At 34.3% G+C, this 25,246-nt stretch carries 17 protein-coding genes and 4 pseudogenes; 16 read left to right on the top strand and 5 right to left on the bottom strand.

Features of this window, described 5'->3' with window-relative positions:
• The first annotated feature begins 57 nt into the window (after positions 1 to 57).
• The 6 genes from ACWPW7_RS19975 to ACWPW7_RS19950 all read left to right on the top strand — a co-directional run bounded on the left by ACWPW7_RS19975 (position 58) and on the right by ACWPW7_RS19950 (position 6,339).
• A complete protein-coding gene (locus ACWPW7_RS19975) occupies positions 58 to 1,065 on the top strand; it encodes a FecCD family ABC transporter permease (RefSeq protein ID WP_454054959.1) in 1,008 nt (335 codons plus the stop codon).
• Complete coding sequence (locus ACWPW7_RS19970) at positions 1,065 to 2,105, top strand: FecCD family ABC transporter permease (RefSeq protein ID WP_454054958.1); 1,041 nt, start codon at positions 1,065 to 1,067, stop codon at positions 2,103 to 2,105. Before ACWPW7_RS19975 ends, ACWPW7_RS19970 begins: the two co-directional genes overlap by 1 nt.
• Positions 2,106 to 2,251: 146 nt before the next feature.
• A complete protein-coding gene (locus ACWPW7_RS19965; RefSeq protein WP_454054957.1) occupies positions 2,252 to 3,037 on the top strand; it encodes an ABC transporter ATP-binding protein in 786 nt (261 codons plus the stop codon).
• A 29-nt stretch (positions 3,038 to 3,066) separates the two neighbouring features.
• Complete coding sequence (locus ACWPW7_RS19960; RefSeq protein ID WP_454054956.1) at positions 3,067 to 3,816, top strand: nucleotide-binding protein; 750 nt, start codon at positions 3,067 to 3,069, stop codon at positions 3,814 to 3,816.
• Positions 3,817 to 3,818: 2 nt separating this feature from the next.
• Entirely contained in the window at positions 3,819 to 5,114 is a 1,296-nt protein-coding gene (locus ACWPW7_RS19955; protein WP_454054955.1) for a nitrogenase component 1, read from the top strand.
• A complete protein-coding gene (locus tag ACWPW7_RS19950; RefSeq protein WP_454054954.1) occupies positions 5,101 to 6,339 on the top strand; it encodes a nitrogenase component 1 in 1,239 nt (412 codons plus the stop codon). Before ACWPW7_RS19955 ends, ACWPW7_RS19950 begins: the two co-directional genes overlap by 14 nt.
• 397 nt (positions 6,340 to 6,736) lie before the next feature.
• Here the strand turns inward: ACWPW7_RS19950 and ACWPW7_RS19945 are convergent, their stop codons facing one another.
• Positions 6,737 to 8,182 (bottom strand): pyridoxal phosphate-dependent decarboxylase family protein, encoded by a 1,446-nt coding sequence (locus ACWPW7_RS19945; RefSeq protein WP_454054953.1) that lies wholly within the window; start codon positions 8,180 to 8,182, stop codon positions 6,737 to 6,739.
• 146 nt (positions 8,183 to 8,328) lie between these two features.
• On the opposite strand from ACWPW7_RS19945, the gene ACWPW7_RS19940 reads away from it, so the two are divergent.
• On the top strand, positions 8,329 to 9,219 hold the full coding sequence (locus ACWPW7_RS19940) for a LysR family transcriptional regulator (protein WP_454054952.1): 891 nt from the start codon (positions 8,329 to 8,331) through the stop codon (positions 9,217 to 9,219).
• Positions 9,220 to 9,594: 375 nt separating this feature from the next.
• On the opposite strand, the gene ACWPW7_RS19935 is transcribed toward ACWPW7_RS19940, so the two are convergent.
• On the bottom strand, positions 9,595 to 9,987 hold the full coding sequence (locus ACWPW7_RS19935) for a hypothetical protein (RefSeq protein WP_454054951.1): 393 nt from the start codon (positions 9,985 to 9,987) through the stop codon (positions 9,595 to 9,597).
• Positions 9,988 to 10,035: 48 nt separating this feature from the next.
• Positions 10,036 to 11,232 carry a cation:proton antiporter gene (locus ACWPW7_RS19930; RefSeq protein ID WP_454054950.1) on the bottom strand — a complete coding sequence of 399 codons (1,197 nt, stop codon included), beginning with the start codon at positions 11,230 to 11,232 and terminating at the stop codon, positions 10,036 to 10,038.
• A 1,305-nt stretch (positions 11,233 to 12,537) separates the two neighbouring features.
• Here ACWPW7_RS19930 and ACWPW7_RS19925 point away from each other — a divergent pair.
• Positions 12,538 to 12,763: pseudogene (locus ACWPW7_RS19925) on the top strand (23S rRNA (uracil(1939)-C(5))-methyltransferase RlmD); the annotation flags it as partial.
• Positions 12,764 to 13,217: 454 nt separating this feature from the next.
• Here ACWPW7_RS19925 and ACWPW7_RS19920 read toward each other — a convergent pair.
• Positions 13,218 to 15,841, bottom strand: a pseudogene (locus ACWPW7_RS19920) (ATP-binding cassette domain-containing protein).
• A gap of 367 nt (positions 15,842 to 16,208) precedes the next feature.
• Here ACWPW7_RS19920 and ACWPW7_RS19915 point away from each other — a divergent pair.
• The 4 genes and pseudogenes from ACWPW7_RS19915 (at position 16,209) to ACWPW7_RS19900 (ending at position 17,822) form a co-directional block, all read left to right on the top strand.
• A pseudogene (locus ACWPW7_RS19915) lies at positions 16,209 to 16,887 on the top strand (response regulator transcription factor).
• 173 nt (positions 16,888 to 17,060) lie between these two features.
• Positions 17,061 to 17,273, top strand: a complete 213-nt coding sequence (locus tag ACWPW7_RS19910) for a HAMP domain-containing protein (RefSeq protein WP_454054949.1) — start codon at positions 17,061 to 17,063, stop codon at positions 17,271 to 17,273.
• The gene (locus ACWPW7_RS19905; protein ID WP_454054948.1) at positions 17,260 to 17,631 is read left to right on the top strand and encodes a sensor histidine kinase; all 372 of its coding nucleotides are present in this window, start codon (positions 17,260 to 17,262) and stop codon (positions 17,629 to 17,631) included. Before ACWPW7_RS19910 ends, ACWPW7_RS19905 begins: the two co-directional genes overlap by 14 nt.
• Positions 17,616 to 17,822: a sensor histidine kinase gene (locus ACWPW7_RS19900; RefSeq protein WP_454054947.1), complete on the top strand. Its 207-nt coding sequence runs from the start codon at positions 17,616 to 17,618 to the stop codon at positions 17,820 to 17,822. The genes ACWPW7_RS19905 and ACWPW7_RS19900 overlap by 16 nt, the downstream gene beginning before the upstream one ends.
• Before the next feature lie 371 nt (positions 17,823 to 18,193).
• Here the strand turns inward: ACWPW7_RS19900 and ACWPW7_RS19895 are convergent.
• Positions 18,194 to 19,330 (bottom strand): annotated as a pseudogene (locus ACWPW7_RS19895) (transposase).
• A gap of 220 nt (positions 19,331 to 19,550) precedes the next feature.
• Between ACWPW7_RS19895 and ACWPW7_RS19890 the strand changes: the two are divergent.
• From ACWPW7_RS19890 to ACWPW7_RS19875, 4 genes are all read left to right on the top strand, one after another.
• Positions 19,551 to 20,531, top strand: a complete 981-nt coding sequence (locus tag ACWPW7_RS19890; protein ID WP_454054946.1) for an NPCBM/NEW2 domain-containing protein — start codon at positions 19,551 to 19,553, stop codon at positions 20,529 to 20,531.
• Positions 20,532 to 22,030: 1,499 nt separating this feature from the next.
• Positions 22,031 to 22,432 (top strand): Rrf2 family transcriptional regulator, encoded by a 402-nt coding sequence (locus tag ACWPW7_RS19885; protein WP_454054945.1) that lies wholly within the window; start codon positions 22,031 to 22,033, stop codon positions 22,430 to 22,432.
• 282 nt (positions 22,433 to 22,714) lie between these two features.
• The gene (locus ACWPW7_RS19880; RefSeq protein ID WP_454054944.1) at positions 22,715 to 23,659 is read left to right on the top strand and encodes a DMT family transporter; all 945 of its coding nucleotides are present in this window, start codon (positions 22,715 to 22,717) and stop codon (positions 23,657 to 23,659) included.
• Positions 23,660 to 23,971: 312 nt separating this feature from the next.
• The gene (locus tag ACWPW7_RS19875) at positions 23,972 to 25,135 is read left to right on the top strand and encodes a MerR family transcriptional regulator (protein WP_454054943.1); all 1,164 of its coding nucleotides are present in this window, start codon (positions 23,972 to 23,974) and stop codon (positions 25,133 to 25,135) included.
• The last annotated feature ends 111 nt before the right edge of the window (positions 25,136 to 25,246 follow it).

The raw sequence follows: 25,246 nt of genomic DNA, 5'->3' as shown, positions 1-25,246 counted from the left end.
TTGTGATTTCTGTGACCTAATAAAGACAGTTTACAGTAATGAGGAGGTAGCAGTTATATGAAGAAAAAAGGTCATATATGGGCGATGTGGTTTATTCTATTGGGTGGACTAGGATTACTTATTTTTATTATGATATTTTCTATTACCAAGGGAGCAGCAAATATTTCAGTATCTTCTGTTTGGGATGCTCTATTTCATTTCAATGATGGAGAAATGAATCATCTTATTATACTTAATATCCGTATACCTCGTGTTATAGCAAGTGCTCTAGTTGGTGCTGCTCTTGCTGTCTCAGGAGCAATTATGCAAGGAACTACAGGAAACCCACTAGCTGATTCAGGTTTACTAGGGCTTAATGCTGGGGCAGCATTTGCTCTTTCAATATGTTTTGCCTTCTTTCCCGAAATGAAATATATGCATATTATATTGATCTCTTTTTTAGGAGCAGCTTTTGGAGCTGGATTAGTTAATGGAATTGCTTCTATGGGAAAAGGGGGAGCAACACCTATTCGTCTTGTATTGGCAGGTGCAGCTGTCAATACATTGCTTATAGCACTTAGTCAGGGGATTGCCCTTTATTTTAATGTGGCTCAAAGCATAATGTTTTGGACAGTTGGTGGTGTTGCTGGCTCTAATTGGGAGCAGGTTAGAATAATGTTTCCTTTGATAATTGGGGGATTAATAGGGGCAATTGGATTATCACGTTCTATTTCTATTTTAAGTTTAGGTCAAGATACTGCTAAGGGATTGGGAACAAATATAAAAGTAGTAAATGCATTATCTTCATTTATAGTTCTCATTTTGGTAGGAGCCTCTGTATCTGTAGTAGGTGCAGTTGGATTTGTAGGGTTGATTGTTCCTCATATTGCACGTTTCTTTGTGGGGATGGACTATAGATTAATTATTCCTTCTACAGCAGTAATAGGAGCTTTGATAGTTGTATTGGCTGATCTAGGGGCAAGAACCTTAAACCCTCCTTTTGAAACTCCAATAGGTGTTATAATTTCTTTAATTGGTGTGCCATTATTCTTAAACTTAGCTCGTAAGCAAAGGAGCGCAATGTAATGAAAGAACAACAACAAATAACTGAAGCATATAAACGTAAGATAGCTATTCGTAATACATTAATTATAATTGGATGTTTAGTATTACTTATAATCTCCTTAATTATAAGTATGAATGCTGGATATATTAAAATATCTCCACTTGATACTTTAAGGACTTTATTTGGGGAAGGTACAGACCAAGAAAAGATGATTTTATTTGATTTTAGGCTACCTCGTATAGTTATCTCAATGCTGACAGGAATGGGACTAGCTCTATCAGGATGCATAATACAAAATGTAGCAAAAAATCCTTTAGCCGATTCAGGGCTTTTAGGTATTAATGCAGGCGCTAGTTTAATGGTAATTTTGTATGTAATGATTTTTAGTACGGAATCCTTTCTATCAGTATTTACTTTACCTTTTCTAGCATTGATAGGGGCAGGGGCAACGGCAGTTTTAGTGTACATTTTTTCTTATAAGAAAAATGAAGGTGTCACAACTATGCGACTTATTTTAACAGGAGTTGCAGTACAAGCTGGGGTTTCTGCATTAACCACTTTATTGGTGGTGAAGTTAGATGAAACACAGTATAACTTTGTTGTTGCTTGGATGTCAGGAAGTATTTGGGGGTCAAATTGGAATTTTGTTTTAGCATTATTGCCATGGTTATTGGTATTAATTCCTTATACATTAACCAAAGCATCTGTTATGGATATATTAAACCTTAGCGACGATATAGCCTATGGACTTGGTGTTTCAGTAGAGAAAGAGCGTAGAAGATTACTTACGGTGGCTGTTGGGCTTGCTGCTTCATGTGTATCTGTTAGTGGAAGTATTAGCTTTGTTGGCCTCATATCACCACATTTATCAAGGCGACTTGTTGGATCACGTCATCGTACACTTTTATTGACTACTTCACTTGTTGGTGCTTTATTAGTATCTATTGCAGACACTATTGGACGTGTTATAATTCAACCTTCTGAAATTCCAACAGGAATTGTGGTAGCTGTTATAGGGGCACCATATTTTCTTTATCTCCTTTCTCGTAGCAACCAATAACAATAGGAGAATTAAGTGGAAGAGGGGCTGTATTCTCAATTATTAATAATGCAAAATATGATTTAATTTTACACTTATGCTTAGAATTCTAAGTTAACAAATTTTACTATAAGAAAATATGTATTTGATATAAGGAGTAACCACTTATGAACAGTATTGCAACAAAGCATTTATCCATTGCATATGATTATAAACTCATAGTCGATGATTTGAATATGAATATACCTAAGGGTAAGATAACTACCATAATTGGTCCCAATGGCTGTGGAAAATCAACTGTACTGAAAACTATAGGGCGTATTTTAAAGCCTAAAAATGGCATGGTGTACTTAAATGGTGATGATATTAGAAAATTTTCCACTAAGGATGTGGCACAAAAGATGGCGATATTGCCCCAAACTCCTCAGGCTCAACCAGGTATTACTGTTGGTGAGCTTGTATCCTATGGTCGTTTTCCCTATCAGAGGGGACTTGGTAAACTGTCCTCTGAAGATAAGAAAATAGTTGCGTGGGCATTAGAGATTACAAAGTTAACTGAACTTGAAACCACTGCGGTGGATAACCTTTCAGGGGGTCAGCGTCAGAGAGTATGGATTGCAATGGCATTAGCACAACAAACTGATTTGATATTGTTAGATGAACCTACCACTTATTTGGATATGACATATCAGCTAGAGCTGTTGGAGCTTTTATACAATTTGAATCGGGAACAAAATCGTACAATCGTTATGGTGCTCCATGATTTAAATTTAGCGGCACGTTTTGCCGATCATATGATAGCAATGCGTAGTGGAAGTATTATAAGTCATGGAACACCTAAAGAAATTATGACTACAAAGGTTTTAAAAGATACTTTCAATATTGATGCGGAGATTGTGTGGGGATCTAAAACAGGCCGTCCCACATGTATTTCCTATGAACTAATCAAGTAGTAGAAATAGTATTAAAGGGAGATGGTTATATGAAAAAAATTGCGATTTATGGAAAAGGCGGCATTGGTAAGTCCACTACAGTATCCAATGTATCCGCAGCTATGGCAGAAATGGGACTAACAGTAATGCAGATTGGATGTGATCCTAAGGCGGACTCTACTCGCAATCTAACTGGTGGTAAAAACATCCCCACAGTATTGGATACTTTGAGAGAAAAAGGGGATATCAATCTAGATGACCTTGTATTTAAAAGTAGTACTGGGGTTTTGTGCGTAGAATCAGGAGGGCCAGTTCCCGGTGTAGGTTGTGCTGGTCGTGGAATAATCACTGCTTTTGAAAAATTGGAAGAATTAGATGCATATGAAGTGTATAAGCCGGATGTTATCCTCTACGATGTGTTGGGGGATGTGGTATGTGGCGGATTTGCTATGCCTATTAGAGGAGGATATGCTGATGAGGTATGTATAGTAACATCAGGGGAAATGATGTCACTTTACGCAGCTACAAATATTGCACATGCTGTTAAAAGCTTTGGTAAACGTGGATATGCATCTCTTCGAGGACTGATACTCAACTCTAAAAACATTGAAAATGAACAAGAATTAGTTAGAAAAGTTGCAGAGGAAATTGAAAGCCCAGTAATTTATTCCATGTCACGAGATCCCTATGTACAGAAGGCTGAGGCATTAGGAAAAACTGTAGTTGAAGCTTTCCCAGAATGTGAGATGACAAAGAATTACCGAGCTTTAGCAAAAATTCTATTGGAGGGAGGAAAGTGATAATGAAGGAATTAGAACATTTAAAGCCTTTATCTTCAGTTAAGACAAATGCTGGTGTAAAGTTTCTAACTCCAGCCGCTTTCCCGGGAAATCACTGTCCTATGCATACTGCATTGGCACTTAGTGCACAAGTTAAGGGGATGTCTACATTGGTTGTAGGCACACCAGAATGTGGAACCTATAGTCGTAATATTATTTCTCGTATTAAAAACGAAGAAGGTGAGCTACATTGGACGTATATTTTAGATTCAACCGAGGTTGTATTTGGATGTCGCAAGGGATTGATTAAAGCTATCAAAGAAATGGATAAGTCCGGTGCAAAAGCCATTATGATAATTTTAACCTGTGTTCCAGAGGTAATTGGTGAAGATATAGAGGCAATTGTACATGAGCTACAGCCTCAAGTTTCAGCACAACTTACATTTGTATTAATGGCACATTTTAAGTGTAATAGTTATCCTTCAGGTTATTGGAAAACCTTAGTAGCATTTGAAAGCTTAATGAAGAGGGGAAAAACAAGAGCTGATACAATCAATATTCTTGGTCGTAGTCCGAGAGAAAAACATGTTCCTATGCCTGAGTTATTAACAGCATTGGAGAAAAGAGGATTTTACCTTAGAATGCTTGCTCCAAAATCTGATGTTGAGGATTTTATTGTTTCACCAGATGCAGCTCTTAATCTTGTACTTTCACCTTTCATGAATCCTTTAGCCGAAATGATGTGGGAGAAGTTTCAAGTTCCATTTATAAGTCTTCATGAAATTTATGATGTATCTGAAATTGATAACATTTATGAAGCTGTAGCAAAAGCATTGAAAATTAAATTTAACCATGAATTTGATGAATCAAGAGAAAAAGCTATTACACTACAAAATCAGGCAAAAGATGTGTTAAAAGAGAAAAACTATATTTTGACTCATATTGGTGCCATGATGCCTTTACCTCTTGTCTTATATTTAACTAAATTTGAAATGAATCCTATACTGTTACATATGGATGAATTTTATCCTGATGATAGAAAATGGGCAAAAGCTATTAAAAAGCAAGGTTATGATCCTATGATATGTCATATGGTAAATAATAATGCTGATATAGCTCTTTTGGAACGTATTAAAACAGAATTTTCTTTAGGACAACTTCTAAAAGATTCAGTTTCAGTTCCTTGCGTACCATACTTAGAGGACTTGTATGGACAAATGGGCTATGAAAGAACAGTAGCTTTATTAAGTAGGATGCTAAATGTGTATGAAAAAGTAAACATGCAGGAAATAAGGAGGAACAGCAATGGGAATTCATAAATTCAAACCACCAATGTCAGGTAGAATGGGGGCATTATGGACCCTTGCTTCAATACGTGACGCTGCTTTGATTGAATACGGATGTATGGGACACATGCAGTATGGACGAATGTTTTTAAATCAAGCTGGGATATCTGAAGGGTGCAAACTATACTCTACTCACATTGATGAAACAGATATTTCATTAGGTGATACTAACAGACTTAATCGTGCTATTGCTCAAATTGTAGAAAGGGATAAGCCTAAGATTGTTTTCTTGCTACCATCTTCAGTACCAACGATTATTGGAACGGACCTAATGGCTATATGCGAAGAATTACAACCGGAATATCCTAATATTCCTTTACTTCCATTTGGATATGGAGGTTTTGATATATGTGGACATCGTGGTGTTCAGGAAGCACTTTTGCTTCTTGCAAAAACATTACCAAAGGATATAGAAAAAACAGAAGAGCCTACTTTTAATATAATTGGTTCCTGTGCTGATTTATTTCGCTTTCACGCTGATGCAGAAGAACTTATCCGCATAATGAAGGGTGCTTTTGGTATGAAAAAACTTTGTGTTATGACCTCTGGTACATCTGTGGAAGAAATTGAGAATATGGGTGGTGCCCATATTAATTTAGTAATACGACGAGAGGGTGAACCTGCTGCAAAACAACTAAAAGAGAGATTTGGAACGCCATATTTATTAGCTAGACCCTATGGAATTGAGGGAACTCTTCGATGGATAGATAAGATAGCTAAGATTTCTGGATTAACTCCAGATAATAGCTTTATAAAATTAGAAAAAGAAAAAATTATGAATCAAACTTCACCTGCAATTACTGCCTTTAAACATATAATACGAGAACATCCTGATGGAGGAAGAATTTCATTAGGAGGTCATGCTGATGTGGTAAAAGGTATTCTTTCTTATGCAGAACAAGAATTATCGCTAATTAGGGGAACTTGTTGGTGTGATTGTAAAAGTATGACAAGCGAAGAAATCCCTTATTTTTCGGAAGATGAATGGGTACAGGTTATAGCATCAGAGAAAAATGGACTTTTAATGGCAAGCGGAGAAACTTTGAAATGGGCAAAAAGAAACATAGATCTTCAAATATCTAACCCCGATATAAAATGGAGATTAAATCCTTATGAATCACCATTTATAGGCTTTCGTGGGGCAATAAACTTAGTTAACTTATGGCTTAATGAGATTTTAGAACAAATAAATACTTAACATATTATCTAAAATCAATAAGAATTTCTATTATTTTAGGAGCTGAAAATTAAATAAAGCTTACTAGATATAATAGTTAAAGTGTCATAGTAAAAATAGTCTATTTTTACTATGACTTTGTAACTTTAGCAAGAGATTTAATAATTCTAGATCAATTAGGATATAAAACAATATAAATACAAAGAAGCCAACTGCAACAGCACTTGACTTTTTTGTATTTATATGTGCTTTAGCCTGTGTTAAATGCCCATATAACGTCCATTCTCAACAGGCTAAAGCACATAATAAAAAAGCCTGGCCTGCAAAGAGAGCAGGCTTTATTTGTAATTTTTCTTCTGTAGTACAACAACCTTTTAATTTAATAACTCAATCTATAAAATATAAGTTATTAAAAGCCTTAACTGCTAATTCTCATTGCTCTCATCGGTTGATAAAACTCTTGGGCATAATCATTCAACAGACGGATTGTGTTTCTCATATCACTCTCTGTAGTATCAGGGTGAAGTGCACAAATACGTAAAACCTTTTTGCCGTTTAATTCTGTAGTAAAGACACCTGCGTAGCCGTTATCAATGATTGCTTTAGAGATGTTTTGATTAAGTTCATCTATTTGTTTTTCCGTTAAGCCAGATGGAGCAAAACGGAAATTTACTATGGCAAGCTGTGCATGAGAAATGATTTCCCAATCTCTTTTCTTTTTCAGTTCATCCTCTGCCCATTCTGCAAGTTGAAATCCATGCTCTATTGCTTCATCAATGGCCTCTGATCCCATTACTTGTAGAGTAAACCATAATTTCAGGCCACGGGCTGGTCGCGTAAGTTCCATTCCCATATCGCCATAGTTTACTTCACCTTCCCTTGCTTCCAAATCCTTAAGGTATTCTGGATGGGTACTGAAGCTGTTGAACAGGGTTGATCTATCCTTTACTAGAACCATACCGCAGCCATAGGTTTGAAATAACCACTTATGCGCATCCCAACTGATGCTGTCTGCAGCTTCAATTCCTTTGAGTAGATGCTTATATTTCTTCGTCAACAACACAGAAGCTCCGTATGCGCCGTCCACATGCATCCATATGCCATAGTTATGACACAAAGAGGAGATTTCCTGCAGTGGATCAATACTTCCAGTATTGGTACTTCCGGCACTTGCAATCACAACAAATGGAATAAGCCCATCCGCTATATCTTTTTCAATGGCAGCTTTTAACTGATTCATATCCATTCGGAACCAAGAATCAGTAGGAATTTTCCTAATTCTGGTGTTTGGAATTCCGATAATGCGCAAGCCTTTTGCCACAGAACTATGAGTTTGATCTGAAACGTAGGCAACGCCTAAGTGTTGTTTTTCCTCTTTCAATATCGTATCACGAGCGGCAGTAAGTGCTGTCATATTAGCCATGGAACCACCAGACACAAACAATCCACCAGATTTCTTTGTATAGCCAGCCTGAGAACAGAGCCAGTCAATCAATTTCTCTTCGATGCAGCTTGCTGCAGAGCTTGTCGCCCAATTTGCAGCATGAATGTTATAAGCGGATGTCATAACATCACCTAACCAGGATAGCATGGACGCCGGTCCCGGAACGAAGCCAAAAAATCGGGGATGATTTACGCAGGCTCTATATTTATAAACGTCTTCCATCATTTCGGTTACCACTGTATTTATAGGGCATCCCTTAGCGGGTATGTCAATTTTCTTAAGTTTTGAAATTTGGTTTTCATCGGCTTCATGCATAATTTTGTTAGCAGCTAATTCCTGCCTGTCAGCACAAAATGCCTGAATAAAATCTTCAACTGCATGTTGTATTTGATTATTTAATGTCATTTTCTGTTTATTCATTCTATCGTCACCTTACATATATAGTATATTAGAAACGTCAAACTAAAAGATTGACATCTCCCACTACCTATAGTAGCATGTAACTATATATTTGTGAAATTCATAGATTTCATAATATACATTAAAAATATTAATAGGTGATATACATGGAGTTTAGAAATATTGCAACTTTTTTGAGGGTAGCAGCAACAAGAAATTTTTCAAAGGCAGCAGAGCAGCTGGGTTACTCTCAATCTACCGTCACAATTCAGATGCAACAATTGGAGAGAGAACTTGGGACACAACTTTTTGAAAGGATTGGCAAACAAGTGAACTTGACAGATAGAGGAGAGGCATTTATTCTTTATGCTAATGAAATCATGAGGGTTACAAATGCAGCTATGACTTTTGCATCTAATGCTGATGTTCCAACAGGGTCTCTTCGCATTGGAGGAGTGGAATCCCTGTGTACCGCTATACTTCCTGAACTATTGTTGCAATTTCATCACATTTGTCCACAGGTAGAGACAATTATAAAAACCGCTAAGACAGAAGAATTGATAAATATGATTAAATGCAATGATATAGATCTACTCTTTACATTAGATCAAAAGATATACGGTTCAGAATGGGTACGAGCCGTGCAGCAGGAGGAAGATATTGTTTTTGTGACCTCGAGCCGCCATTCTTTTATAGATGGACAAAAGATTGACCTACAAGATATTATAAAAGAACCCTTCATATTGACGGAAAAGGGTGGAAGCTATCGTTATGAACTGGAAAGGATGCTTGCCGCACAGGAGATGGACATCAGACCTGTGTTGGAAATCGGCAACACCGAAACCATAATCCATCTGCTTGAAGAAGGCGTAGGAGTTTCCTTTCTGCCTCTGTTTTCAGTAAAAAAAGCAATCAAGCAAGGCACGTTATCACGGATTCAAACGGATATCCCCACGATTCAGATGTGCAGTCAGCTCCTTTATCATAAGAATAAATGGGTGACTCCGCAAATGCAGGCATTTATTGAAATAGTCCAAGATTTTTACAAAAGAGAATAGAATAACAGGACTGCGCATTAAATAATTAGTGCGCAGCTCCTTGTGCAAAAAATAAATTCTAAACTCCAAGAATTAAGGAGTTTATGGTAAAATCTTTGAAAGATAAAAAAATTATAATAGAAAAAGTTTAAAAGCTGCCTAATTGGATGTTCAAGTATTACTTTATTTCAATTTATGGACGAATCTTTAGTTTCACAACTGAAAATAAAACATGGAAGCCATCTTTAAAAATTAAGAGTTGATAATGGAGAGTTAAAGAAGAAAGGATTCTGATTAAGCAGAATCCTTAATATATTTTTAGAAGTTTTAGTATGGTTAAAATTTTATTTATACTTATCAATTATCAACTTAAAAATTGGTAAGGAATTTTAAAAACTATTCATAGGAGCAATTTTCATTCATACCATAAATATGACCTATAGGAATTGTAAACATTAAACCTACACCTGGTCTTGAAATATCTCCAACTACGTCATTAACTGCTTTCATAGCCTTTTTAGCAAGTTCTTCGCTTTGGATAACGGTAAAAATTGTTTTGTTATAAGGTCTAGAACTATCTAGAAAACTTTTTAATGATCTAAAGAGAGGTATGTCCCCATTTTCACCATTAACTAGGACACTACCCATTCCTTGGCTATCTAAAATTGTTGCACCTTTTACACCAATATCTAAAAAGGTAGATAGAATATCGTCTAAGTAATCAACCTCATTAAGTACTAGAAATAATACGTACATTGTATCACCAACTTTCATCATATAATTAGTCATTTAAATTATATACAAAAAAGAGTGCTTTTCCAATGATTTCTATTGTATTTAACAGGCTTGCTTTGAAACCTTATTTAATCCATTAACTTCTCCAGCTTTTTCTATGGCGATTTTTGCTAGAATAGGTCCTGAAATTTCATAAACTAATACGCTAAATAGAATAACTGTAGTTATGGCGGCGGCAAATTGTGGCAATTCTTGCCTTACTATTATGGATAATCCTATGGAAACACCACCCTGTGGCAATAGACTAAGTCCTAAATATTTAACCACTGCATCATCTGCATTTACAGCCTTTGCTCCTAAGAAAGCACCAAGGATTTTTCCTGTGGCTCTAGCTATAACATATCCTACACCTAAAGCACCAACTTGAGCTAGAATACCTAGATCTAAACTGGCTCCTGCTAAAGTAAAAAATAACAAATAAATAGGAGGAGTAAAATCCGTTATAAGTGTAAATACACGATTTGAATTGTGCATTAAATTTACAAGAGTTGCACCAAGCATCATGCAAGTTAAAAGGGGAGATAGATTTAATAAATTAGCTAGTCCAGTGCTAGCAGCAATTGAGGCTAATACAGTTGATAATAACTCCTCTTTACTCTTCGCTCTATTAGCTGCAAATGTAAGTATAGCTCCTAGTAAAAATCCAAGTAAAAGAGAGCCTAAAATTTCTATAATTGGTGCACTAATCATCTGTAAAAAAGAATGGCTTGTTGAATCAATAGATATTTTAGCTAAGGACATAGCAAGTCCAAAAAGCATAATTCCTACAGCATCATCAATTGCAACAACCGGTAAAATAGTCCTTGTAAGGGGGCCGTGAGCTTTATATTGCCTAATTACCATCATTGTTGCAGCAGGAGCTGTAGCTGCAGACATAGATGCTATTACAATACTAAATGCAAAGGATTGATTAAATCCATAATAAGTCACTATAAATACTAATATTACAGCACCAATGGCCTCAGCTATTGTGATTATAAGAATACTTGAACCTACCTTTAGCATATCCTTTAACACAAATTCACTACCTATGCTAAAAGCTATAGTTGCTAATGCTACTTCATTGATGATTGAAAAACTTGCCATGTCTTGTTCAGTAATTGTTCCTAAAAAAGATGCACCGATAAATAATCCAGCTACTAAATAACCTGTTACATTAGGAAGTTTAAGATATTTAGCTAATCTTCCTCCAATAACACCAACAAATAATACAATACTAATTTTTAAGAGTAAATCCAATGTGTATATCCTCCTATACAATATATTTATTTTAAAATTATGGTTTAATAATTACCCATAGCCAAAGACCACTAATGCCAGCTAGATAAGAACTATATAGATAAACTATCTAAAAAATTAATGTATAGCCAAATATAGTTACCCCTTAAATATTCCAATTCACAACTTTAATCAATGGAGAGTTGAAAATGGACAATTGACAATTGATGAGGAAATTAATTTCTTTAAATAGATTTTTATAGCGGCGAACATTGTTCGCCATTTTTTATATGCCAAATATATGATAATGGGAATGGATTTGGGTTTTGTGGAGAACACTGTTCTCCTCTACAGTTAATAGATTCTAAATTTATCAGCTTCTGCTGAGAAATATCCAAAATTGTGAATTGTGAATTGTGAATTGAAAAAGTTGTGAATCCAATAGTTCAAATTATAATACTGAAAAGCATAAAATTTTTTCATTGTGGAACTCTATATTTGGTAAGCTTAGCGAAAGAATGGTGGCATAATTTTAGAGGTTATATGTATATAACCTCTAGTTGTATTCTTATTAAAAGAACAAATATATTCCCTTTGATTTCCTTTGAAATTTTAGAAGAATGAGCGCATAAAAAAAGAACTTCTTATAAATATTTTAGGAGTTCCTCTTTTTATATAAGCCCTAATTTATATGTTTTTAATTAAAAAGCCATACTTGGAATATAAAAAAATGGGTAGATACAACTAATTACTTTGTTTTACTTAAATTGTAGCAATATGAAAAATATCTTTAATTAAGCTTTATAACCATATTATATACTACATGTAATAAATTTTCAAATATTATAGAAAGATTACAATTAATTTATTATGGAATGATGAGAAATAGCTTTGGAATATAGATGAGAATGAGTAGATTTTATTATGTAAATATATATTTATATGCTTCTCAATTAGAGAGTTAAGCACGCAGCGAAGATACTCTGGAAAAAGCCCCTATTCACTAGATGTTTAGCTCTTTTGTGCTTACAAATATATTTTCAGAATTAGGTCATGATAAATTAGTTTTCAATTTGTAAGTCTTATAAAAGTATTTGAGTATCTAAAAGGGAGGTTGAAGTACATAATTTTACACCACAATTCACTTAAAGATACTTTTGCAATTCATCTAAATTATCAATATCAAATATATCTGTAGCTATAACGTTAATAGTCTCTTCATCTAAAGCCTCTATCCTTTGTTTATATTCTTGTATTCTTGAGGAATAGATTTATACATGTAAGGGACGGTTCATAATTATGCCTTAAGTAAGGCATCTTCAAAAAATAATAGACCCACCAAGAAAAGGCTGCAAGGAATCACTATTTCAAGCCATAGTCAAAATATCACCACAAAAAAATAGTCTACCTTTCCTGTGATTCAGCAACTCTAGTAAGAGATTTAAGAATACTAAATGAGTTAGGATATAAAACCCTAGAAGTACAACCAGTAGACATGCTCCAACAGACAGCACACGTTGAGTGCATAGGTTTGATGATGAATTGTGATTGAAAGGACAAATAAGGCAATTTGATCACAAGATGTTGTGGTTATGACGTGAAAAACGGACAAAAATTGGGGCGAAAAATGCCCCTTTTTTGCCCTGATTTTTAGGGTTTTTTATAGATAACATCGGGTATTTATGAATGATGACACCCTATTAACACAATTTTAAATAGGAAAATCAAATTTTTCAATTTCACCTATTAAATCTGTAACATACAGACAATCTGAATAAAAGTAGAGACATTGCTTGTGTACTGTTCCCTTTCAAGTATATGAGAATTATTAGAATTCTAAACTGTCCATATATAAGAGGAGCGTATCGCTGTAAAAACAATACCTCTTTTTTAAATATGGGATTTTATTAAATTAGCTTTTAAACCTCTTCTTTATGGAATATGAAAGGATATATCACAATACTTTTGGCTTAAAAGTTTCGCTGGAAGCATTGTGTATTATAATATTACTCTGTTCTGAGAGCTGTAACTGGATCTTTTTTAGCAGCTTTTCCGGAAGGAATCAGACCAGCAATCAAAGTTAATACCATGCTGATTACAACAAGTATAATTGCATATTCCCATGGCAAGGAAGCAATGCCGGAAACACCGGACACTGAGGCGATGATTGCATTGGTTGGAATCAACAGTAGTAAAGTGATAACGATACCGAGGGCATCAGAAGCAAATCCAACAATCATAGTTTCTGCATTGAAGATGCTGGAAATGTTTCGCTTAGATGCACCGATACTACGCAAGATACCAATTTCTTTTGTACGTTCTATAACGGAGATATAGGTGATGATACCAATCATAATTGAGGATACTACCAGAGATATTGCCACAAATCCAATCAATACATAGCTGATCATATTGATGATAGTTGTCACGGAAGACATCATTATACAACCATATCTGTATAGCCGATAGTCATTTCTTCATAGTACAGCGGTGGTTTGTGCATCGTTATAATCCTCAATGATTGATGTAATTTCATCTTTGGCTTCAAAGTCTACAGGATAGATATTGATGACAGACGGTTGATCCATATCTACGATGCCCAATGTGGAGATGTTATTCTCGTAAGAGGATTCCTCTTCGGCATTTGCTTGCATTTGTTCACCAAAGGTCTTCAGAATTTCTTCTTCGCTCATGGTGGACAACATCACTTGAACCTGCTGCTGTTCCTCAGGAGACAACGTTGCCACATATTTGTTCACATCATCCATGGTCAGATTATTCGCATAGTCGTCCATATCAAAAGGCATATTGGTAAAGACGTTGGTGTTAGGATTAGCAAGCTGCGTTTTTGCAATTTCACTGTCATTGTTACCATTGACAACGTATTTGGTAAGTGCAGAGGTGTATCCCACTGATCCACTGATGGAAGTAGCGCTAGCTTCAGTATTTGGACGAAGAATACCAACAACTTTCAGCTCAAGGGCATTATCAACCAGTTTGGTCATATAATTTTCATCTTTTCGCATATCTTCCCAAACACCGGATTCTTTGTCATACTTATAGTAATCAGTGTTCAAAGTACCAGTTTGAATGTAGTACCGAGAATTTCATCATAAGTAAAGGAAGCCTGTTCAGATTCTTTGACATCACCACCACTCATGGCAGCCTTCATTATTTCCTTGTATTCTTCCTGATTCATTAAACCTATGGAGTAAGAGTCATATCGCTGATTTCGTTGTTTTCATCAACTACAAGCACTACCTCGTTATATGCGTCTTCATCCGGGAAGCGTCCGGAAAGAACATCATATTGAGATTCCAAAAGCTTTTTGTTGCCGAGCATTTCCTCAAAAACATCAATACTCATCATGCTTGGGGCACCGAAACCACTCATGTTGCCCATGCCACTACTGTTCAATAGTTCACTGGGATTTAATTGTAAAACGCCATCCGAGGTATCGGAACTGTAAATCTGCAAGTCTAAATCGTATCCATATTGAATGGAGGAAACATAATCGAGAATGTTGGATTCATCGCTTTCAATATATTTCTTGAAAGTTCCCAAGTCGTTTGCCTTTGTTTCTTTGCTCAGTGTAGAAAACATTCTCGTGGTAATGTTATTAGAATATACCTTGTCAAGGTCATGATCCACGCCGTCTTCTGTATTCTTAAACATAAATTCAGACATCATGGAGGTCATATCCGTGTTGTTACTTTCAATGCTGACAGGATAGGTTGATAGAGTATCTTTCTGCACATTTCCAATATATGCGTTGATACCGCTGGAAAGCGCCAGTATTAGTGCGATTCCAATGATGCCTATACTTCCGGCAAATGAGGTAAGAATCGTCCTTGCCTTTTTTGTCTTCAGATTATTGAGGCTTAGAGATAAGGCTGTTAGAAAGGACATGGATGTTTTACCCATATTTTTGTGCTGTGGAGGCACAGTTTGTTTTTCATCTACCTGATATGGGTTGGAATCGTCGGTTATATTTCCATCCCGCAGTTTCACAATACGGGTAGCATATTGGTCTGCCAGTTCTGGGTTATGTGTAACCATGATTACAAGTCTGTCTTTCGCTACTTCTTTCAGTAGCTCCATAACCTGTACACTTGTTTCGCTATCCGTACTTCGTTGGTTCGTCCGCAAGAAGAATATCTGGATTATTTACAAGCGCACGGGCGATTGCAACACGCTGCATTTGTCCGCCGGACATTTGATTCGGCTTTTTGTGAAGCTGATTACCCAGCCCTACTTTTTCAAAGTCCACCGCACGTTTTCGACGCTCGCTCTTGGAAATACCAGAAATCGTCAGTGCCAATTCAACGTTTGACAATACTGACTGATGTGGAATAAGGTTATAGCTTTGAAAAACAAAACCGATTGTATGGTTGCGATAAGAATTCCAATCGCCATCTTTGTACTTTTGAGTAGAGATGCCGTTGATGATAAGATCGCCACTGTCATAGCGGTCGAGACCGCCGATGATGTTCAGTAATGTAGTTTTACCAGAACCGCTGGTCAAGAATGGCAATTCGTTGTCACGAAGGTTCAGACTGACACCATCGAGGGCGGAGTGCACCAAATCCCCTGTGGTATATTTTTTGCATATATTTTTGATTTGAAGCATACTGTGTCAACTCCTTTTTGTTTTGTCTTTATTGAGAATTTTTTTCAACAGAATCTATTCTACAATATTTTCAAAAACTGAAAATAAACTCAGACAGTAAAAAATAAAATTTGAATTAGTTTATTTTAGGTTTATGTTCCCAGGGTATAATACCTATAAAAGGCAGGGCAAAGTAATCATGGACAGTGATGCTAAGTTTGTTTAAGCAGGGTTATTTATGATTATTTGACGAGCGAAGTCACCGAGAACGTGAAAGGCATTTTGAGTTTTGCTTGAAATTATGAAGTATTTTCGAGTTTGAGCATGACGAGAGAACAGTTCTGACATTACTTGCCGAAAGCAAAAATGAGATAGGAGGAATGATTTTATGTTTCAGATTTTAGTTGTAGAAGATGATAAAAATACTGCACGACTGATGCAGGCGGTGCTGAAACACGCAGGATATGAAGCACTTCATGCGGAAAATGGTGTTGCTGCGCTGGAGCTGATGGATACGCAGCATATTGATTTGATTATTCTGGATATTATGATGCCGGAAATGGACGGGTATGAATTTACCAAACAGCTTCGCAGCTGTAAAATTAATACACCGATTCTCATGGTAACAGCAAAGCAGTTGCCTGAGGATAAATGTAAGGGGTTTATTGTTGGAACGGATGATTATATGGTAAAGCCTGTCAACGAGGAAGAAATGCTGCTTCGTATCAAGGCATTGCTGCGCCGTGCGCAGATTGTAAACGAACGTAAACTGCATATTGGCAAAGTTACACTAGATTACGACGCATTAACAGTTACTAGAGAGAAAGAAAGCCAGACACTGCCACAAAAGGAGTTTTATCTGCTCTATAAGTTATTGTCTTATCCTGATAAGATTTTTACTCGCATTCAATTGATGGATGAGATATGGGGAATGGAGTCTGAAACGGTAGATACTACGGTAAATGTGCATATTACCCGTCTGCGTAAGCGGTTTTGAAAGCTATACCGAATTTGAAATTGTTGCTATTCGTGGTATTGGATATAAGGCGGTGAAGAAGTGTGAATAAATTTTGTAAAAAGCCAGGGAGGTTTCAGCTAGCGATGATGTTTGCAGCTATTATTTTTATAATTATGTTATTGTCGACATTATTTCTGGTTGTAGTGTTTTTGATACTTAGCCGTACTGGCTTGTATAATCCGAATCCTTCACGAGAGCCTATCATGCCGTTTTGGGTTTGCTATGATCAGTGTGCTTGTAGGAACAATCATTGCGATGATTTTCAGTCGTATTCCGCTTACTCCTTTGCGTGTAATTATTTCAGCAGTTGACAGATTGGCTGAGGGGGATTTCAGCGCGCGGATTCATCTAAAAGGGGCGGACGAATTACAAAAGCTGAACATAAGTTTCAACCATATGGCAGAAGAACTGGGAAGCATAAATGTTACGCTCTGATTTTGTCAATAATTTTTCCCACGAATTCAAAACGCCCATCGTTTCTGTACGGGGCTTTGCAAAAATGCTGAAATATGATGACCTTTCCAAAGAGGAGAGGGATGAATATCTTGATATTATCATCAGTGAATCAGATCGTCTTGCTGACCTAGCCACCAATGTACTGAATCTTTCAAAAATAGAAAATCAAACAATCGTAACAGACAGGGCTCGTTATAATGTCAGCGAACAAGTCCGTAGGGTGGTTGCATTGTTGGAAAGTAAATGGACAAAGAAGAATATTGAAATTTCTTTCGATTGCGATGAATTTTTCTGTATGGAAATGAAGAATTGCTTAAACAGGTGTGGATTAACTTAATTGATAATGCTATTAAATTTTCACCGGAAAATTCAGCTATTGATATTCGTATCATTAATAAACAAGGAAATATTATCTTCACTATTTCTGATCAGGGGAGTGGTATGAACTCAGAAACGGCAGCACGTATTTTTGATAAATTTTATCAGGGCGATACCTCTCATGCAACAAAAGGCAACGGTATCACTTGACTCTGCAAAGAAAATCGTTGAACTTCATGATGGAGATATACGGATTGTAAAAGCAGATAAAAGTGGAACGACTTTTGAAGTGTATTTATCTTCAGACTTACATTAAGTAAACAGAAAATTGTAATAGAAATACAATTTGAAATGAGATCGGTGATGAAACTACAAATCTAAAAAACACTACACATGACGAACCCGATAGTCATTGGCATGAATCCATATTTCTCATGTATCTAAAAATTTATAGAGGGGTATAGTGTAGATATACTATTTTTAATATTAAATATATGTGAAGCTAATTGCTACTTTTTAGTGACATAGTTAAAGGGTGGAAGCCGAGATACGTGTAAAAGGGGCCACAAGGTGTAAAAAATTTACACAGCAGCCTCTTCTATTATTTGTTCAAGATCAACTTCATGTATTGGATCAGGAATTTCATTTAAATCTATAATGTATTCTCCAAACCTTTTAATATGTGCTGTCATATATGGACTCAAAGATTTAATCTCTTCTTTGGTTACAATTACACCTTCAACAGCTAATTTTTCAAGAGCAATATTTATGTCAATTACATTATGAAGTATAACTGCATTTGCTAATAATTCATTGTATTTTATAATCTTATTTTGCTCATCTGGATCATTTTCACAGATGATGCCTTCTCCTCCAAAGAAAAACCACTTTAGAAACCAATTATAAGCTTTAACTTTATTAGTACTTTCAGTTATTTTTTCTCTTAGTTCAAAGTTTGATATAAATTCCAGTAGATAAATAGTTCTTATTACACTGCCAAGCTCTCTGAACGCTTGGGATAGCTTATTCTTTTTACTTTCATTATTAAGTTTCCTAAGGAGCATAGAAGGTAATACCTTACCAGCCTTAATTGATAAAGCAACTTGAAATAGATCCTTATAATGTGTTTCTATGATATTCCAGTTAATTGTAGCATTAAACAATGCTTCTATATAAGTATATTTTAAGTCTTTGTCAACTTTGTAGGATTTTAGATCTTTCTAGTTACGTATTCTAGGCATTAGATTTATCCCTAAAAGATGTGTCAATGCAAATACTGTTGTTGATTGTCCTTGAGTATCCGCATGAATCGTATCAGGTTGAATATCAGATTTATTCTTCAATAGCCCATCTATTATATGCACTGCTTCCCATACACCACAGGGTATGAAATGACTGAATAATGCTATACATGTATCTGAAACATGATTGTAAGCTATATTTCCAATACCACCATATCTAATATGATTTTCTGCTAATAAATTTTGAGAATAAGTATCTAGCTGTGTTCCATCTGCTGCCACTACATTAACTTTTCACCACAGTTTAGGTAAGGAAAACTTATTATAAAAATTAATAACATCAACTAGAGCTTTATCTAATTTTTCTTCTGTAATATGTCTTTTGTTTGTAAAACTTATCATATGAGGTGTAATAGAACCCCTAATATGCTTTGAAGTTTGAACAGGGCCCATGTTAGAACCATATCCAAATAAAATTTATCTAGCTTGTGGCCCTTTTTACACGTATCTCAGCTTCCATTATATGTTTAAGTAAACTTTAATCAAATGGACAATTCAATTTCAAATAATCTATAGCCTTTTGTAAGTAGGATTTATATTTATTATAAATATTATGATTGACAAGCTAAAAAAGAATATATATACTTAAAAGGTAATTAATGTAAAATAATAATTTTAATTTATTTTGGAGGTATTAATGAATAAAAAATTAAAACTTTTATTAGCTACGTCTCTAATCACATCTACAGTATTTTTTCAAACTTTTGCAATGATGCCAACAACATCCGTAAAAGCAGCAACTCCTGAAATATCTTATGGTGTGAATGCTTTTACTGATTTAACCTATTTAAGCGATCTTAACTGGGTATCTGCAACCACAAGTTACTCTCCACGTCCAACACAAAAAGATAAGAGTGTAGACTCTCATCAAATTACACTTAATGGAAAAACTTATGCAAAGGGAATTGGAACACATGCTTCAAGTGAAACTGTTTATAACCTTGGAAAGCAATTCACAAATTTTGAAACTGACTTAGGAGTTGACAGTGAGGTCGTTAATAATGGTAGTGTAATATTCCAAGTATATGCAGATGGAGTAAAACTTTATGATAGTGGCTTGATGACCGGAGCTACACCAGCTAAAACAATAAGGTTAAATGTAACTGGAGTGAGCCAGTTGAAGCTTGTTGTTACTGACGGCGGAGATGGTGAAACAAATGATCACGCTGACTGGGCTAATGCTAGATTATACAATACATCTACTTATCTAAGTGATGTTGACTGGACATCTGCAACCACAACTTTCCCTTCACTTCCAACACAAAAGGATAAGAGTGTATATTCTAATCAAATTAGTATTAATGGACAACACTATACAAAGGGAATTGGCACACATGCTGTAAGTGAAACTGTTTATGACCTTGGAAATCAATTCGCAATGTTCAGAGCTGATGTAGGAGTAGATAGTGAGGTTGGTAATAATGGTAGTGTAGTATTCCAAGTATTTGGGGATGGAGTTAAACTTTATGACAGTGGTGTGATTACTGGAGGTACACCAGCTAAATCAATAAACGTAAATGTAACTGGAGTGAGCCAGTTAAAGCTTGTTGCTACTGACGGCGGAGATGGTGTAGACAATGATCATGCTGATTGGGCTAATGCTAGAATTATAAATTAATGGTTAATAAGTGAAGAATTTATTACCATATGATATTAAAAATATAGTATAAATATCAATTGAATATTCTAAAGTAAAAAGGAAGTTTGATTATTCTCAGACTTCCTTTTTTATCAAAACGACATTATTGGCTTAGCCTATATATATGCTGATAATGAAATTCCTGTTTTGGATATTAAACCATACACACCTAGTCTTGATAGAGAGAAACACCATTAGTGTCCAAATGGTGTTCCAATTGGCCTAAAAAAGCGAAGAAATCTGGGAATTTTAACTGGAGTACAGTATTTAACTCTTAATTCATAAATTTATGTCTTAGCGTAGATTTTGTCAGACTATCTATACTAAGACAGTTAAAACCGAGTGATATTAGTCTATAACACTATGTACATATATAATATATCGTATACTGCCATTTAACCAAATAAAAAAAAGATCTTCAATTATTTACAAATGGATACTTAGATGGCACAGATTATTAATTACTATTAAATATATAAAGCCTAACTATATTTGTTGTGCTAGGTTAATGTCTTATACTTTTTTGTTCCATTTTACTCCAGATACCTTTCAGTACATGACAGGGATGCTGGTACTACCCTAAATTATTTAAATTAAATCTATATATGTAAAATTTATCTAGCTTGTGACCCTTTTTACACGTATCTCGGCTTCCATCCTAGTAGTTGTTACAAATTTTTTAAATATCTTTATTAATAGATTTGTTTTAATAGGTGAGAATAAAAATATATTTTATTCAATGTTTTTATATTTAGCAGCTTTTTTTATAATCATAATTCTAACTTTTATTATATGTAAAAGAAGTCTAAAGAATGAAAGCCTTGAAATTACTTATTATAATATATGTTTAAAAGTATTAGATAAACTAGAAAAAGATTTAAAACTACAGAATATACGTCCAAACAATGTATCTAATAGTATTCATTAGATGAAGAAATACTCGGCTTCCACCCTTAAAACTTTGAATGCAAAATGCAAAATTCACAATTATGGATATTTCTCAGCGGAAGCTGAGGAATTCGGCATTAATTTGTTTTAAAGTAATATAGTTACTTATTATAAACAAATTAGCAGCTGTAGTCTCTTCAAAGTATTAGTTAAATTTATTGGTATCGTTCTGAGTTATACTAAATCTTAGAGGAACTCTTATACAATTGAGAATTATTGATAATTCTCTTTTATAAGAGAAGTTCTAAATTTATTTCTTTTCAAAGTGACGCAGTCACTTCTATTAAAAAATCTATTAAAGAAATTAGTCTGATTAAAACTAATTTCAACCTTAATTGTGAATTGTGCATTATTTTAAGCTACGAATTGAAATACTTAAGGGTGCAGCTATATTCACCTATACATTAATTTTAAAAGTAGTTTATCTATAAATAAGTTATATAAAGCAAATAAAAAACTATTTGACAAAGTAAGACTATTAAGGTTATTATAGATATATGAAGTCTTTAATTGGAGGTGATTCATACGTTATGAAGTATTCAAAAGCTACAAATTATGCTCTTCATACCATGCTTTTTCTTGCAATAGACACACCGAATAAACTTGTGAGTGTACAGGAGTTAGCAGAAAAACAAAAAGTTTCTCCAACGTACTTGTCCAAAATATTGACCAAGTTAGTTAAGGAAGGAATGATCAATTCTTCTTCAGGTGTCAACGGAGGTTATTCGCTTAGTCAAAATTGGGAAGATATTTCATTCTTGGACATTATACATGCTATTGAGGGTAAATCATCTTTATTTGATTGCTGTTTAGAATCTCATTCAGAATGCGTTATAAAAAAAGTGATGCTTTCGGCGGAGGAAAAAATGGAGGAAGAATTAAAGAATCGAAAAATATCAGATCTTGTTAAGAAAATATCTGTGGATTTATAATCCACTCTTATTTTTTAATTAATTAAAGATATAAAGAGTCTTTGAAATCTTTAATTATAAATTTGATTGATTATTGGTATGGATAAATATTAAATCAATTGAGTTAAATATCTTTTATCGATTCTAAATATAAGGCAATATTACGGAAAATCTATTCAACTGTCCCTAGTGTGATAGTTAGATAAAAAGACTGATTTTTGATTGTTATTTCAGAAAATAATTTTAATCGTATCATTACAATTTAAAAATAAAAGTAATAAATAAATAAAAGGAGGCAAACTTATGCAAATCACACTTTACTTAATTATGGGTATAATTATCGGGATGTTTTTCCCTATTCAGGCATCTATAAGCGCTCGTTTAAGCTCTTATTCAAAAACACCTTTAACAGCTTCATTTATCGCATTTTCTTTAGGAACAGTGATACTGCTGGTTATAAATTTAATAATAGATCCTATAGGAATTACAGTTGGAATTGATTTTTCATATCCATTGTATGTTTTTATCGGTGGAGCAATAACTGGTGTTGGCTTTAATGTGGCTAATATCATTCTTTTTTCAAAACTTGGTGCTTCAATTACAACGCTAGTAACCGTAACTGGGCAAATGATTGTAGGAATCCTAATCGATCACTTTGGGTGGTTCGGTGTACAAGCTAATCCCGTTACCATTACTAGAACACTCGGAGTTGTCATTATGATTTTCGCCATTTCATTGGTTCAACCTAAAAAGAGAAAAGATTTAACTATGGCGTCACAAGAAGAAAAGAAGGATGGTAAAATTATTTGGGTAATTTTGGGAGTTCTAGCTGGATTTTTACCACCATTGCAAACTGCCATTAATGGAAAACTTCGTGTTGCAACCGGTTCTATTTTAGGAGCTACCTTTATTTCTTTTTTCGTTGGCACCATTATCTTGGCTACTTTGATATTGATTACTCAACGTCGCTTAGAGTTTCCTTTGTATAACACTGAAAAAAAGCGTATTCCTATTTGGACATATATGGGAGGTATATTTGGAATATTTATTCTAACAGGCAACATTATCTTGCTGCCTGTACTTGGATCAGTTTTAACTACTATGATTTTCCTACTGGGTCAAATGATTATGGCATTAATAATTGATCAGTTTGGAATGTTTAATCTACAAAAAAGAAAGATTGATAGTAGAAGAATTGCTACTCTAGTATTGATGATGATTGGAATCATATTTGTTAAATTCTTATAATCTTACATTTAATACTAAGCATGTGTTTAATATATTTGAAGAGCTACCAAGTTGTAATAACTTGGTAGTTTTTTCTTGAAGTTCTTATAGTTAAGATATTTATTTTTATAAAAAACTATAATAATAAAGGTCTTTTTATAGATAAAGATATGTTTACATTATCTTGGGCATAAAAACCTAAAAAAGTATTGACCCTAACGTTACGTGGTAATGTAACGTAAAGATAGAGTTTGATGATAGTGACAAGAAATCATAGCCGGCAAACTGTTAGACAGTATTGATAACTCTAAAAGGAAACTTGGAGGTGTAGAAATGAGAACAGTAAAACAAGTTTCAGATTTTACAGGAATAAGTGTACGTACACTACATTACTATGATGAGATTGGACTCCTAAAACCAAGCAAATTCACAGATGCAGGTTACAGACTTTATGACGATGAAGCTCTTCAAACCTTGCAGCAGATTTTATTTTTTAAAGAACTTGATTTACCTTTGAAAGAGATTAAAGAAATCATGGATAATCCTAGCTTTGATAAAAATCAAGCGCTAGAAAGTCATAAAAGGTTGCTTATTTTAAAACGCAACAGATTAAATAATTTAATAAAGCTTATAAATAGAACATTAAAAGGAGAAAATACAATGAGTTTTAAAGAATTTGATATGAGTGAATATTTTAATGCATTAGAAGAGTTTAAAAAAGAACATGAGGATAAGGTAATTAAATATTATGGTAGTGTAGATAAATATAATGAATATATTGAAAAATTTAAATCTAATCAAGCTGAAATTGCTAAAATGGCTATAAAGAAGTATGGAAGTATTGAAAAATATGTTAAAGCTATGAAGAAAAATCTTAATAGTGATGTATTCACTATAGCAGAACAATATGATGAGTTTAAAAAAGATTGCTTGGAAGATAATCATCCTGAATTAAAAGAATTATATAAAAAGCTTGTATCTGACTTGAATAAAGATTCTTCTTCAAAGGAGATTCAACAAATTGCTGGAGAAATAACAAATACAGCTAAAAAAGATTATGAAATTTTCAAAATGGATAATGGAGACGATCGCTGGTACTATATGGTGCGAATTTATTTATTTGCGCCTGAATGGATAAAAGCAGTTGATAATAAATATGGAAATGGTGCATCTAAATTTATTGGTGAAGCTCTAAAAAATAATTTGGGAGATAAGCAGCCTAAATTAAATACACTATATAAAAAGCTTGTATCTGACTTAAGTAAAAATCCTAATTCAAAAGAGATTCAACAAATTGTTGAAGAAATAGCAGAGGAAACCAAGGAAGAGAATGAAGCTTTAAAAGTAGATGAGGGAGAAAATCATTGGGGGTATACAGCAGAGCTTTATTTGTCAGATTCTATTATGATAAAAGTAACTAATAAGGAATATGGAAATGGTTCATCCAAATTTATCGGAGAAGCCCTAAAATTTTATTCTGAAAATAACGAGAAATAAAGACTAAGGGTAATATATTAGTCTTTGCAAGAGAAAGTTTAAAGGGATTTTTAGAATGACTAAATCTATAATTAATGATGTACCTTGATTTTCAGCTTAAATTAACTAGGA

The organism is Clostridium sp. Marseille-Q7071, assembly GCF_965112025.1.
The sequence above is the reverse complement of the archived record's forward strand: the minus strand, read 5'-3'. Positions and strand labels throughout refer to the sequence as shown.

Bases quoted from the DNA above. Each gene is read 5' to 3' on its own strand.
- ACWPW7_RS19955 (WP_454054955.1), top strand. From the start codon at position 3,819: ATGAAGGAATTAGAACATTTAAAGCCTTTATCTTCAGTTAAGACAAAT.
- ACWPW7_RS19950 (WP_454054954.1), top strand. From the start codon at position 5,101: ATGGGAATTCATAAATTCAAACCACCAATGTCAGGTAGAATGGGGGCA.
- ACWPW7_RS19975 (WP_454054959.1), top strand. From the start codon at position 58: ATGAAGAAAAAAGGTCATATATGGGCGATGTGGTTTATTCTATTGGGT.
- ACWPW7_RS19965 (WP_454054957.1), top strand. From the start codon at position 2,252: ATGAACAGTATTGCAACAAAGCATTTATCCATTGCATATGATTATAAA.
- ACWPW7_RS19875 (WP_454054943.1), top strand. From the start codon at position 23,972: ATGAGAACAGTAAAACAAGTTTCAGATTTTACAGGAATAAGTGTACGT.
- ACWPW7_RS19885 (WP_454054945.1), top strand. From the start codon at position 22,031: ATGAAGTATTCAAAAGCTACAAATTATGCTCTTCATACCATGCTTTTT.
- ACWPW7_RS19935 (WP_454054951.1), bottom strand. From the start codon at position 9,987: ATGACTAATTATATGATGAAAGTTGGTGATACAATGTACGTATTATTT.
- ACWPW7_RS19960 (WP_454054956.1), top strand. From the start codon at position 3,067: ATGAAAAAAATTGCGATTTATGGAAAAGGCGGCATTGGTAAGTCCACT.
- ACWPW7_RS19945 (WP_454054953.1), bottom strand. From the start codon at position 8,182: ATGAATAAACAGAAAATGACATTAAATAATCAAATACAACATGCAGTT.
- ACWPW7_RS19970 (WP_454054958.1), top strand. From the start codon at position 1,065: ATGAAAGAACAACAACAAATAACTGAAGCATATAAACGTAAGATAGCT.
- ACWPW7_RS19880 (WP_454054944.1), top strand. From the start codon at position 22,715: ATGCAAATCACACTTTACTTAATTATGGGTATAATTATCGGGATGTTT.
- ACWPW7_RS19910 (WP_454054949.1), top strand. From the start codon at position 17,061: ATGATCAGTGTGCTTGTAGGAACAATCATTGCGATGATTTTCAGTCGT.
- ACWPW7_RS19890 (WP_454054946.1), top strand. From the start codon at position 19,551: ATGAATAAAAAATTAAAACTTTTATTAGCTACGTCTCTAATCACATCT.
- ACWPW7_RS19905 (WP_454054948.1), top strand. From the start codon at position 17,260: ATGTTACGCTCTGATTTTGTCAATAATTTTTCCCACGAATTCAAAACG.
- ACWPW7_RS19940 (WP_454054952.1), top strand. From the start codon at position 8,329: ATGGAGTTTAGAAATATTGCAACTTTTTTGAGGGTAGCAGCAACAAGA.